Source organism: Sulfurimonas iocasae, from assembly GCF_047716755.1.
GTDB lineage: Bacteria > Campylobacterota > Campylobacteria > Campylobacterales > Sulfurimonadaceae > Sulfurimonas.
Window position 1 is genome coordinate 2,487,442 of the sequence record NZ_CP180409.1, and the last position, 12,505, is coordinate 2,499,946.

A 12,505-nucleotide genomic window follows, 5' to 3' on the forward strand; every position below is an offset into this window, starting at 1 on the left:
AAGCACCCTTTTATGCCAAACAAGATAAAATCTCTTCATGATAAATAGAGTAAAAACTAAACAAATTTTTGTAGGTGGTATAGCAATTGGTGGTGATGCTCCGATATCTACACAATCTATGACATTTTCCAGAACTTCAGATGTTGCTTCTACCGTAGAACAGATAAAAAGACTTCACTTTGCAGGTTGCGATATAGTCCGTTGTGCTGTTCCGGATATGGAAGATGCATTAGCGCTTAAATCTATAAAAGAGCAGATTGAGCTTCCTTTGGTTGCAGATATTCACTTTAACCATAAGTTAGCACTTATTGCCGCTGAAGTTGTTGACTGCATACGTATAAACCCTGGAAACATCGGCTCTAAAGAAAAAGTTGCCGAAGTTGTAAAAGCCTGCCAAGCTCGTAATATTCCAATTCGCATAGGTGTAAATGCAGGTTCACTGGAGAAAGAGTTTTTAAATAAATATGGACAGACAGCCAAGGGAATGGTTGCATCTGCTGAGTATAATATAAAATACTTAGAAGACTTAGGATTTGACGACATAAAAATATCTCTAAAAGCAAGTGATGTTGGGAGGACTGTAGATGCATACAGAATGTTACGTCCTAAAAACAACTATCCATTCCACCTTGGAGTTACAGAGGCAGGAACACTTTTTCATGCTACGGTAAAAAGCTCAATCGGTCTAGGTACACTTTTACTTGATGGTATTGGTGACACCATGCGTGTATCTATAACTGGTGAGTTAGAAGAAGAGATAAATGTTGCTCGTGCAATACTCAAAGACAGCGGTGCAATGCCAGATGGACTAAATATTATCTCTTGTCCGACATGTGGACGAATAGAAGCAGACTTAGTTTCTGCAGTTGCTGAGATAGAAAAAAGAACTGCACATATCAAAGCACCACTTAATGTTTCAGTTATGGGATGTGTAGTAAATGCTATCGGCGAAGCTGCACACGCTGATGTCGCCATAGCGTATGGAAAAGGAAAGGGTCTTGTAATGGTTAAAGGTGAAGTTATAGCAAACCTAAACGAAGATGAACTTGTAGATAAGTTTGTAAGTGAAGTAGAAAAAATGGCAGAGGAATCAGATAATGCAAGATAATTTATATAACCTGGCTTTTGAGCGCTCAATTCTAAGCTCAATAGTTTTTGAACCTCAGCAATTTGATGAGCTTAGCGTTGCTCTTAAAAAAGATGATTTTTATCTTCCTGCTCATCAAGATATATATACAGCTATGACAACTCTTCTTCAAAAAGATCAACCAATAGATGAAGAGTTTATAAAAAAAGAGCTTATCAAGATAAAGAAATTTGATGAACAGGTAATGATAGAGATTCTATCTGCAAATCCTATCTCAAATACAAAAGCATACGTTGATGAGATAAAAGACAAGTCACTAAAACGTAAGCTGCTGACACTTACAACTGAGATAAAAAGAGTTACAGTAGAAGAAGAACTTCCATCTGCTGAAGTTGTAGATATAGTAGAGAAAAAACTCTATGAGATAACACAAGACAATCAAACAAGCGACTTTAAAGACTCTCCACAAATGACATTTGACACGATGGAGTACATCAAAGAGATGAAAGCTCGCGGAAATAGTGTCTTAGTTGGTGTAGATACAGGCTTTCATGAACTAAACAAAATGACTACGGGTTTTGGTAAAGGTGACCTTGTTATCATCGCTGCAAGACCTGCGATGGGAAAAACTTCTTTTGTGTTAAACACCGTAAACAGCCTTATAATGCAAGGTAAAGGTGTAGCATTTTTCTCGCTTGAGATGCCAGCTGAACAACTAATGCTAAGACTGCTTTCTATCCAGACTTCCATACCTCTTCAAAAACTTCGCGTTGGAGATATGAACGATGATCAGTGGAGTTCACTTAATGGTGCTATTGATAAGATGAACTCTGCTAAACTTTTTGTGGACGATCAAGGTAGTATAAACATTAATCAACTTCGCTCAAAATTAAGAAAATTAAAAAACCAGCATCCTGAAATAGAGATAGCTGTTATAGATTACCTTCAAATTATGAGTGGTATCGGCAACCAAGATAGACATATACAAGTCTCAGAAATATCTCGTGGTCTTAAGATGCTAGCACGTGAGCTTGAGATGCCCGTTGTTGCTCTTTCTCAGTTAAACCGTGGACTTGAGTCTAGAAATGACAAACGACCGATGCTAAGTGATATTCGTGAGTCTGGTTCTATCGAGCAAGATGCTGATATTATTTTATTTGTTTATCGTGATGATGTATATCTTTACAAAGAAGAAAAAGAGCGTGAAAAAGCTGCTAAAAACGAAGGTAAAGAGTTTGTATCTGAGTATATAGAAAAAGAAGAAGAAGATGCTGAGATAATTATTGGAAAACAAAGAAATGGTCCAACTGGACATGTTAAGCTTGTTTTTCAGAAAAAGCTTACGCGTTTTGTTGAAGCACAACCAAAAGCTATTGAGACAACATATGAGCACATTGACACCAGATCTGCAAACATAGATATGGGTGAATCTTCCATTGCGATGCCGACCCTCTAAATGGCCTTAGAGAGAGTCGAACTTTTTAACAAAAAAGAATTCCTCTCCTTTTTACTTTTTTGCCTCCTTATACTCTCCTACTCTCTACTTATAAACTTTCAAAACTATAAAAATCTAACACGTTTTGATTCATATATATTAAATGCTACAGTTTTAAAACAGTACACAAAAACCAAAGGTACTAAAAGCTACCAAGTTCTAAAATTAAAAACAGATAGTGGAATCACTTTTTACACGGGAGCTAAAGAGTCTTTTGAAGATGTAAAAGGTAAAGAGCTCACACTTGAGATATTCGCAGGTAAAGTGTCATTTTATGAATATCTTACAAGTTTTTACAGCTTTACAAGAGTACAAAACATCAATGAAACAAAGACTCTAAAACAAGAGCTGGATTCATACATAGCATCTCAGCATAAGAGTGAAAACATTTCAAATATCTATCAAGCTCTCTTTAGTGCAACTCCATTAAACAAAGATTTACAAACTACCTTCTCAACTCTTGGAGTATCCCATCTATTAGCAATTAGCGGTTTTCATTTAGGAGTACTCAGTGGGCTTCTTTTCTTTCTTATAAGACCTCTGTATAACTTTTTTCAAGACAGATATTTTCCATACAGAAACTCCAAATCTGACATTTTTTTAGTCGTTGCTTTATCTTTGCTTGTCTATCTAAATTTTTTAGGCTCTCCTCCTTCTTTGCTTCGCGCTTTTGCTATGCTAATCATTGGTTTCATTCTTTATGACAGAGGTATAAAAATAATCTCGATGCAGACACTTTTACTAACTGCCATATTGCTTTTAGCTTTATTTCCTAAACTTCTATTTTCACTCGGGTTTTGGCTCTCAATATCTGGTGTGTTCTACATCTTTTTATTTATGATTCACTTTAAGAATCTCCCAAAAATTTGGCAATTTATCCTCATCCCTTTTTGGGTATATATCTTGATGTTGCCCTACTCTTTAGTTATCTTTTCAAACTTTAGCATCTATCATCCTCTATCAATAATCTGGACAACACTATTTACCATCTTTTACCCACTTAGTATCTTCTTGCATCTGCTTGGTTTTGGAAATCTTTTTGATGGAGTTTTAGAGAGTTTTATTTCACTGGCTCAGAGTCAAGCAAGCGTAGAGTTAGATTCTAAATGGTTGGTCTTACATATTATTCTATCGTTAGGGAGCATCTATAAAAAGAGTCTTGTATGGTTATTACTCGCTCTTAGCTTCTCTTTTTTTATATACGCGATTTATTATATAACATAATTTAAGCCCATATATAAAAATAATCCACGATACATAAATCCATAAAAACAAAAACATCATAATAGCAAAAGAACCATACATAGTTGTATATGCTTTGTTGTAAAAAACATACTCAATAAAAATATTTTTAGAGATACTAAAGACTATTGAGATAATAAAAGAGCTAATAAGCGATGCCCTAGGATTTATCTTTGTATTTGCCCCGATTTGAAAGATAAGAAAAAACAAGGCCCAGATAATTAAATAAGGAACAATCGGAAGTATATTCATACCAGAAGTTAAAGTATTTGCCTTTATCATTATTGCTAATTGTGCTGTTATGTAAAAAGATGCGCCAAGAGCTATGGGTGTGAGAGTCAGCATTGTCCAGTAAGTTGTAACCGACTCCCAAAGTGTTCTAGGTTTTGCGTGAAAGATTTTATTTGCAATGTATTCAAAGTTTTTGAAAAACAGCAAAGATGCCACTAAAATCATAACAAGACCTATAACTCCCATCTTTGCAGAATTTTTTAAAAATTTATCAATATGCCCCATAACAGCTTCAGAATTTACAGGCATAAGATTTGAGAATATAAAAGTTTTTATACTCTCATAATGTTCAGCAAAACTAGGCAAAGATGTAAGAAGTGTAAGCATTATAAGTAACAGGGGAATAATAGTAAAAATAGTATAGTAACTAAGACTAGCGGCAAAAAGAGTTAATTCTTTATCGACAAATGTACTTACGAAAAACTTTACATGTCTATACAGATACTTAATCAATTTTTTATCTACTGACATCTTTTACCTCACTTTTTTATAACTTTATTATATAACAACATGTATTAAATACTTTTTATAGAGTTGCAAGCATCTTATATATATATAAGTTAAATTTATATGTTATAATCACACAAAAATAAATTTAACTTATACTTTAAGTTTACAATAAGGCATATACCAATTATGAGTTCAAAGCAAAAACTAATACTGACTTTATTAGGGTTATTTATAACATTTTTTATTTCAATGATTATTATTACCATAGTTAACTTTAGAGATCTTGGCATTAAAAGTGCTGAAAAACGTGCTCTGCTTACAGCTGAAATAGTAAAAGGTGGACTAACAGCTCATATGGTAAATGGCATGATGGATAAGAGAGCTTACTTTCTTGAACAAATAGAGAATATTGACAATATAAGTGCCTTATGGGTTGCTCGTTCACCAGCTGTAATAAAGCAGTTTGGAGGGGGTTTAAACAACGAAATTGCCCGTGATGATATAGATAAGAAAGTACTAAAGAGTGGTAAAATTGTAAAAGAGATGTTAGAAACAGCAACTAAAAGTACTATGCGTATGACCATTCCTTTTACAGCCTCAGCCTTTGGCACTCCAAATTGTATATCTTGTCATGATGCAAAAGAGGGTGAAGTCCTTGGTGCAGTAAGCATGATTATCGATGTAAGTGATGTTCGTGGAAGTAGTCTAGCAACTGTCACATACATAGCCTTACTAGCTATAATAATTATGCTTTTGGTACTGTTTTTTGTCAATAAGTTTCTTAAACCATATATCAATATTTTTTACTCTATAAGAGATGTGATGATGGCTGCTTATGATGGAAACTACTCTAAACGTGTTGATGGCGGAACTCTTTTAGAGAGCAAGGCTGTCGCAGATATGCTTAACGCTCTTCTTGAAAAACTGCAAAAAGTTTTTCAAGAAATTGATAAAAAAGTATATATCTTTCTTCAAAATAAAAACAAAAATACTAGCAATGATCCTCTGGTAAACATTAATAACACTATTGATCAATTATCAGAGATATATAAATTTAAGCAAACTATAGAACATGATGAAAATCTTGAAGATATTTACGATAGACTAGCCTATGTCTTTAAAACTAAATTTAATATCGAGGATTTTTCTTTTATAGAATCAGATACTACTAGTGGGATTAAAACAGTTGTATATAGTGCAAATGGCTGTCATTGCGCAATTGAAGATGGAGAGTGTCGTGCCGATCGCATAAACGCGATAGTTGATTCATCAATTTTTGATAATAGTTGTCCTAAGTTTAATGACGCTCCTCTAGATTACCTATGTATACCGTACTCTATTTCAAATGAGATGGACCTTATCATATCTATTGTCACAAAAGATGAAGAAGATAGATTAAGAATAAGAAGTTTACTAGGTCTGATTGAGGATTATATTTCAACAGCACAGCCTACAATTGTAAGTAAAAAATTAATGCAAATACTAAATAAAGTGGCCAGAGTCGATCAACTAACTGGTATGTATAACCGCAAATACCTTGATGAGTTTACAGACACAGCAATTCCTCAAGCACTTAGAACTAATACATCATATGGTATTTTAATGATTGATATTGATTTTTTTAAGATGATAAATGATACTTACGGACATGATGTGGGTGATGAAGCTATTCGTATAATATCACGCGTTATTAAAGATTCTATTCGTGCGTCTGACATTGCTATTCGTTTTGGTGGTGAAGAGTTTATAGTACTTCTGTATAACTGTGAAAAAGAGTATATAAAAGAAGTAGCTGAAAAGATTCGTACAACTTTTGCCAAACAAAGAATATCTGCTGGTTCAGAGTCCTTTAGTAAAACACTTAGTGTTGGCGCTGTAATGTTCCCACAAGACAGCGATAGTATTTGGAAATGTATTAAATTCGCTGATATATCTCTATATCACGCGAAAGAACATGGACGTAATCAAGTTGTATGTTTTGATACAAGCCTACTCAAAGACAACTCTTTAAATAAGGATTTCTAATCTAAACCCATCTTAGAAGGATTTAAAATATTGTTAGGGTCAAATGCTTTTTTTATAGATTTAAATAAGTTCATCTCTTCGGCTGTGAATGCCATGCTCATATATGGTGCTTTTGCAAGACCTATGCCATGCTCACCACTTAGAGTTCCACCCAAATCAATAGTAGCTTGAAAAACTTCTTCTATAGCCTTATAAGCTATCTTTACTTGCTCAGGATCACTTCCATCAACCATTACGTTTGTGTGAACATTTCCATCACCTGTGTGACCAAAACATGGAATGTTTATTTGGTATTTATCAGCAATTGCATAAAATCTCTCAAGAAGCTCAGGCAGAGCAGAACGAGGAACAGTTACGTCCTCATTTAGTTTTTTACTTCCATAAACACTAAGTGCCGGAGATGCATTACGACGAGCAAACCAAATGTCAGCTGCTTCCTTGTCATCTTTTGCTATTTTAAACTCACTACAACCATTTTCACGGAAAACTTTCTCAATCTGAGCAAGTTGATAGTTTAAATCATCTTCTAAATTTCCATCTACGTCAGTAACTAAAAGTGCTCCAGCATCTACGGGTAACCCTTTATTAAAAGTCTGCTCGACTGCACGTATAGTCAAATTATCTAAAAACTCCATAGCAACAGGGGTAATACCGCTTGCCATTGTTTTATAAACAGCTTCCATTGCTTGGCCAACTGTTGGAAATATACCCATGGCAGTTTTAGTAAGTTTTGGCTTTGGAATAAGTCTAAGAGTTATTTCGCTAAGTACTGCTAAAGTTCCCTCAGATGCTATTAAAATACCGCTGATGTTATATCCTGCCACATCTTTAATGGTACGCTTTCCAGCTTTTATAATATCACCATTTGGAAGCACTGCACGAGTAGCCATTACATAATCTTTTGTAATTCCATATTTTGCAGCTCTCATACCACCGGCATTTTCACTTACGTTTCCACCTATTGAAGAGTACTCTTGACTAGCTGGATCTGGCGGATAAAAAAGACCTACCTCTTCTACTGCACGCTGTAAGTCCATGTTAATAACGCCAGGTTGAACAATAGCAACCATGTTTTTCATATCAATCTCTAAGATTTTATTCATATGTTTTTCCATGGCTAAGACAATACCACCGCTACTTGGAAGTGCTCCACCTGTAAAACCACTTCCAGCTCCACGAGGAACTATAATAATCTTATGCTCATTACAATACTTTAAAATCTCACTAATATCTTCTTCATTTCTTGGAAATATAACAGCATCTGGCTCAAAGTGCTCTCTTGTTGCATCGTATGAGTAAGCAATAAGGTGTGCTTTATCGCTGTAAATATTATCATCTCCAACAATATTAGTAAAATGTTCTAAATGTTTTGATTCAATCATTTTGAAGCCTTTGCTTTGAAATTATGAACTATATTTTGCAACTCTTTATTGTTCGGATTAGCTTCTGTTAAAAGCTTATAGTAGTAAGGCTCATAAGATTCTAATTTATCACTTCCTTCTCCCCACCATGCAGCGTCTATCTCTTGGATTCTTGTGTAAAAAGGCAACTGAGTACTTTCTTGTTTAAGTTGTGCATCTGTTATAGTTAAAATTTTGAAGCTTTTAACATCTATGGTAAAGAGTTTTTGCTCAAGATATATAAAAAGTAAACCAACAGAAGTGGATATTGAAAATTTAGTAAAATCATCTCTTAGTGGTGTTGGATGTCCATTAAAAGATAAAATAGTAGCAAAAATATCTGGATGAACCCATTGTAGATTTTTTACACTTTTTGTTATTCTATGATAGATTTCTTCATTTGGAGAGATTAACGTACCTCTTGTATATCCAAAAGCCAAAGTAGCATCATCGCCAACTTCAACCACCCATTTACCACTTGGTAGAGCGTTATTTTTCAGAGCATCGTAAGGACTCATTTTAAGAGTTGCTATTTTACTCTGAGAATCAAAACCAGTTACAACAATATTTTTTAAAATAACAGTATGACCCTCAGAAATCTTATGAGATATAAAACCACTCATACCTACATCAATCTTATCTATTTTTATCGTAGCAATATCATTTTGCTTATCAACACTAATAATAGGCGATTTTACAACTCCAGCCGACAGCTCTAAGACAAGAACTAAAACTAAAAATATATATTTCATTAACTCTCTTTTTGTATTATTATAGCGCGATTATAGCAAAGCAAACCTCATACTAAGCCAACTTTTGTTAGAGTTTGCAAATTATTTTAAAAAATTTAATATTTATGGTTAATTAATGATACAATTTTTTCTACTTTTTTTACTAACAACTACTCTGTTTTCATCTCAAGTTGAACAATTTCGCTGGCCAAAAGGTGAAACTTATCTGATATTTTTAGAGAAACATAATTTCCCTGCAAAGAAGCTATATTACGACCTTGACAGAGAAGATCAAATCCTGACAGAAGAGATGAGAACAGGTGTTCACTGTCAGATATTAAAAGATGACAACAATATAATTGAGCAAGTATTACTTCCCCTCAATGATGAACTTCAAATTCATATTTATAAACACAAAGATGAGTATCATTTTGAAGCAATTCCTATTGTTAGCAACACAAAAACTGAAGCATTTACAATTAAAATAAACAATTCTCCATACTACGATATCGTAAAAGCAACCGGTTCAAAAAAACTAGCACAAATTTTTGTATCAAACTTTAGAAATTCTCTTAATTTCAAAAGAGACCTAAGAAAAGGTGATACTTTAGTAATGGTTTATGATCAAAAATATCGCCTTGGTCGTCCTTTTTCTATGCCAACATTAAAAGTCGCAATGATAGAAATGAGAAAAAAACAACACTTTATATACTTAAATGATGACGATAGATACTATGATGCAAAAGGGCATGAAGTAGAGGGGTTTTTACTAGCTCGTCCAGTTCGCGGTGCTAGAATTTCATCATATTTCACCAAGAGAAGATTTCATCCTATTTTAAAAAAATGGAGAGCTCACTTAGGTGTTGATTATGCTGCTAGACGTGGCACACCTATCATTGCTGCTGGAAGTGGAAGAATCATATATGCTGGAAGGCTTGGAAGCTATGGAAATCTTGTAAAAATACGTCATGATGATGGATATGAGACTAGATATGCTCACTTAAAGTCATTTCGTAGAGGTATACGACGGGGCAAGTATGTTAAAAAAGGTCATACTATAGGCTACGTTGGAAATACCGGTCGCTCAACTGGTCCGCATCTTCACTTTGAACTTAGAAAAAGAGGTAGAGCCATAAATCCTCTTCGCGTTGTTCAAGTAACAACAAAGAAGCTAAAAGGTAAAGAAAGAAAAGCATTTTTAAAGCTCAAAGAAAATTATGATCAAAGCGTAAACTTGCATCTAGCAAATCTAACTCAGTTTCAAAAACCTCAAAAAGTAGAAAAAGTATGTTACTTTTATAATGGAGGAAGTTGTGAGTAAAATAGACTCTATTGAACAACTCTCAAATCCAAGATTTATAAAACCAGTTAAAATAAATTACACTCAAAATAAGAAGAAAAAAGTATGGGAAGCAGTCATCAGTCATGATAGTGTTGCTATACTTCTTTGGCATAGAGATAAAGATGCTTTTGTACTTGTAAAACAGCTTAGAGCTACCGTTCTTAATAAAAATAAAGTAGACGGTATGATGTATGAGTTATGTGCCGGTATAGTGGATAAAGACACTACAAACGCACAAATAGCAAAAGAAGAGATTTTAGAAGAGTGTGGTTACGATGTAGCGATTGAAAATATAGAAAAAATCAGCTCTTTTTACACAAGCGTTGGCATCTCAGGAACGCATCAGACTCTATATTATGCTGAGATAGATGAGAGTATAAAAATCCATGAAGGTGGAGGTTTAGAGGAAGAAGAAATAGAAGTTATTTTCATTCCAACTGATGAATCCAAAACTTTTATGTTCGATGAAAGTTATAAAAAAACAACGGGCGTAATGCTATCTATTTACTGGTTTTTTGAGAATAAAACAAAATAAAAGTAAGTGACGAACGCAGTAAAGACGAAGATATATGAATATTTTACTTTTTAACCGAATTCTATCGGGTCCATGTCTACTTCTGCTAAATCTACCTTGCATCTAGAGATAGCTTTGATTAAGTCCGTACTTTTATCTGAACGAAGAAGTATCTCAAATCTATACTTATTTGCAATCCTCTCAACAGCACACTTTCCAGAGCCAACTACTTCTATGTTTGCTTCACGAGATAATAACCCCTGCATCTTACGCATCTGTTCTTGTGCTTTTGCCCCATTTTTATGAGAAAAAAGAATACGGCAAAGTTTTTTATATGGAGGGTACAAATCTTGACGGTATGTTTTTTCTTCTTCTAAAAACTCTTCATAATTATTCATATAAGTACTAAAAAATTCTTCATTGAAACTCTGAACTAAAACCTTGGCATTTTTAGCCCTTCCACTTCGTCCTGAGACTTGAATAAGTGAAGATAGAGCCTTCTCTCTAGCTCTGTAATCACTCATGTTTAGCATATTATCCATACCTAGAACTACAGCTAAAGTTACTCCATGATAGTCATGTCCTTTACTTAGCATCTGAGTTCCTACAAGTATATCTGTTTCATGAGAGTTAAAACGCTTTAGTGCTTTTTTTAATTTGTTCGCTGTTGTTATGGCATCTCTATCAAACTGTTCTATATTAGCCTCTGTAAACTCTTCACTTATCACTTTAACTGCTTCAGCAGTTCCAAGTCGTGAACTAACCAAAGATGGACTTCTACACTCACTACAGACTTGAGGAATAGCTTGAGTATAGTTACAGTAGTGACACTTCAAAGCATGAGACTTTTGATGTATGCTCATTCCAATACTACAAAACACACACTGAGTTGTATGTCCACAATCTTGACATATCAAATACTTAAAATTTGCCCTAGTTGGAAGAAAAACTATTGCTTGGTCTTTTGTCTCTAAAGTGCTTTTTAAACTATCTAAAATCAACGGAGATAATGTTTCAACAGATTTTTCATATATAAACTCTCTATTTGAGTTAAAAAAACCACCTCTTAATCTATAATAAGGAAACTTGGTAAAAGTGTTTAAAGATGGTGTAGCACTACCTAAAATCACAGGTACATCATAAAGTTTGCCCATATAAATAGCTATATCTCTAGCATTGTAACGAGGTCTTGATGATGATTTATAACTATCATCATGTTCTTCATCAACAACTATTAAGCCTAAGTCATTTATTGGTAAAAATAGAGTTGAACGAGGACCTGCAACAATTTTAGCACTTCCATTGTAAATCTTTTGGAGTGCTTTTCTTTTTTGCAAAGGAGTTAGTTTTGAATGCCACATTACAACTGACTCACCAAAATGTTCTTCTAGTCTTTGGCTCATTTGAGGTGTTAGAGAGATTTCAGGCATTAAAAAAATTGAGCGTTTACCAGAGCTAATAATCTCCTCAAAATACTTCATATATATCTCAGTCTTTCCACTACCTGTATCTCCAAAAAGAAGCGAAACAGGATTCTGTTTTAAAAACACCAGAGCATCTTCTTGTTTTTTAGAAAGTGCTATTTTACTATTATATTCTTCCTTTTTATTGTTAATAATAGGACTATCAATCGATATAGAAAAAGGAGTCATAACACCTAATGCTTCACCCAAAGAGCAGACATAATAAGTTGAGATAAATTTTGCAAGTTCTATTTGTTTTTTAGAGTAAGTAAATTCACTTATCTCTAGAATTTCTAAAGTTTTAAAGTCAGGTTCACTTCTTTTAGAAATGACAACACCATTTACAAGCCTATTTCTAACATTTACACTTACTCTAGTACCTATTCCTATAGTTTGTAATGAATTATATGTAAATGGCTCAAGAGGAGAGCCAAGAAGTGAGATGTTATAAAAATTCAATAATTT

The 12,505-nt window shown here is 33.9% G+C and carries 10 protein-coding genes; 6 read left to right on the forward strand and 4 right to left on the reverse strand.

Annotated features, from left to right (window positions below):
* The first annotated feature begins 37 nt into the window (after window positions 1–37).
* The 3 genes from ispG to ACLHDE_RS12595 are packed head-to-tail and all read left to right on the forward strand — an operon-like array spanning window position 38 to window position 3,806.
* Entirely contained in the window at window positions 38–1,108 is a 1,071-nt protein-coding gene (ispG, locus tag ACLHDE_RS12585) for a flavodoxin-dependent (E)-4-hydroxy-3-methylbut-2-enyl-diphosphate synthase (RefSeq protein WP_415396764.1), read from the forward strand.
* Window positions 1,098–2,543, forward strand: a complete 1,446-nt coding sequence (locus tag ACLHDE_RS12590; protein ID WP_415396765.1) for a replicative DNA helicase — start codon at window positions 1,098–1,100, stop codon at window positions 2,541–2,543. Before ispG ends, ACLHDE_RS12590 begins: the two co-directional genes overlap by 11 nt.
* Window positions 2,544–3,806 (forward strand): ComEC/Rec2 family competence protein, encoded by a 1,263-nt coding sequence (locus ACLHDE_RS12595; RefSeq protein ID WP_415396766.1) that lies wholly within the window; start codon window positions 2,544–2,546, stop codon window positions 3,804–3,806.
* On the opposite strand, the gene ACLHDE_RS12600 is transcribed toward ACLHDE_RS12595, so the two are convergent.
* The gene (locus ACLHDE_RS12600) at window positions 3,753–4,586 is read right to left on the reverse strand and encodes a YihY family inner membrane protein (RefSeq protein WP_415396767.1); all 834 of its coding nucleotides are present in this window, start codon (window positions 4,584–4,586) and stop codon (window positions 3,753–3,755) included. The genes ACLHDE_RS12595 and ACLHDE_RS12600 overlap by 54 nt on opposite strands.
* 165 nt (window positions 4,587–4,751) lie before the next feature.
* Between ACLHDE_RS12600 and ACLHDE_RS12605 the strand changes: the two genes are divergently transcribed.
* Window positions 4,752–6,590 (forward strand): GGDEF domain-containing protein, encoded by a 1,839-nt coding sequence (locus tag ACLHDE_RS12605; RefSeq protein WP_415396768.1) that lies wholly within the window; start codon window positions 4,752–4,754, stop codon window positions 6,588–6,590.
* Here the strand turns inward: ACLHDE_RS12605 and ACLHDE_RS12610 are convergent.
* Together ACLHDE_RS12610 and ACLHDE_RS12615 are read right to left on the reverse strand one after the other, a co-directional pair.
* Window positions 6,587–7,972 carry an FAD-linked oxidase C-terminal domain-containing protein gene (locus ACLHDE_RS12610; protein WP_415396769.1) on the reverse strand — a complete coding sequence of 462 codons (1,386 nt, stop codon included), beginning with the start codon at window positions 7,970–7,972 and terminating at the stop codon, window positions 6,587–6,589. The genes ACLHDE_RS12605 and ACLHDE_RS12610 overlap by 4 nt on opposite strands.
* Entirely contained in the window at window positions 7,969–8,742 is a 774-nt protein-coding gene (locus ACLHDE_RS12615; RefSeq protein ID WP_415396770.1) for a plasminogen-binding N-terminal domain-containing protein, read from the reverse strand. Before ACLHDE_RS12615 ends, ACLHDE_RS12610 begins: the two co-directional genes overlap by 4 nt.
* 115 nt (window positions 8,743–8,857) lie before the next feature.
* Here ACLHDE_RS12615 and ACLHDE_RS12620 point away from each other — a divergent pair, with 115 nt between their 5' ends.
* Both ACLHDE_RS12620 and ACLHDE_RS12625 read left to right on the forward strand, forming a co-directional pair.
* The gene (locus ACLHDE_RS12620) at window positions 8,858–10,042 is read left to right on the forward strand and encodes a peptidoglycan DD-metalloendopeptidase family protein (RefSeq protein WP_415396771.1); all 1,185 of its coding nucleotides are present in this window, start codon (window positions 8,858–8,860) and stop codon (window positions 10,040–10,042) included.
* The gene (locus tag ACLHDE_RS12625; protein WP_415396772.1) at window positions 10,035–10,598 is read left to right on the forward strand and encodes an NUDIX domain-containing protein; all 564 of its coding nucleotides are present in this window, start codon (window positions 10,035–10,037) and stop codon (window positions 10,596–10,598) included. Before ACLHDE_RS12620 ends, ACLHDE_RS12625 begins: the two co-directional genes overlap by 8 nt.
* A 50-nt stretch (window positions 10,599–10,648) precedes the next feature.
* Here ACLHDE_RS12625 and ACLHDE_RS12630 read toward each other — a convergent pair whose 3' ends face one another.
* Window positions 10,649–12,499 carry a primosomal protein N' gene (locus ACLHDE_RS12630; RefSeq protein WP_415396773.1) on the reverse strand — a complete coding sequence of 617 codons (1,851 nt, stop codon included), beginning with the start codon at window positions 12,497–12,499 and terminating at the stop codon, window positions 10,649–10,651.
* Between the last annotated feature and the right edge of the window lie 6 nt (window positions 12,500–12,505).

Coding starts and splice junctions, on each gene's coding strand:
- ACLHDE_RS12620 (WP_415396771.1), top strand. CDS start 8,858: ATGATACAATTTTTTCTACTTTTTTTACTAACAACTACTCTGTTTTCA.
- ACLHDE_RS12610 (WP_415396769.1), bottom strand. CDS start 7,972: ATGATTGAATCAAAACATTTAGAACATTTTACTAATATTGTTGGAGAT.
- ACLHDE_RS12595 (WP_415396766.1), top strand. CDS start 2,544: ATGGCCTTAGAGAGAGTCGAACTTTTTAACAAAAAAGAATTCCTCTCC.
- ACLHDE_RS12600 (WP_415396767.1), bottom strand. CDS start 4,586: ATGTCAGTAGATAAAAAATTGATTAAGTATCTGTATAGACATGTAAAG.
- ACLHDE_RS12615 (WP_415396770.1), bottom strand. CDS start 8,742: ATGAAATATATATTTTTAGTTTTAGTTCTTGTCTTAGAGCTGTCGGCT.
- ispG (WP_415396764.1), top strand. CDS start 38: ATGATAAATAGAGTAAAAACTAAACAAATTTTTGTAGGTGGTATAGCA.
- ACLHDE_RS12605 (WP_415396768.1), top strand. CDS start 4,752: ATGAGTTCAAAGCAAAAACTAATACTGACTTTATTAGGGTTATTTATA.
- ACLHDE_RS12590 (WP_415396765.1), top strand. CDS start 1,098: ATGCAAGATAATTTATATAACCTGGCTTTTGAGCGCTCAATTCTAAGC.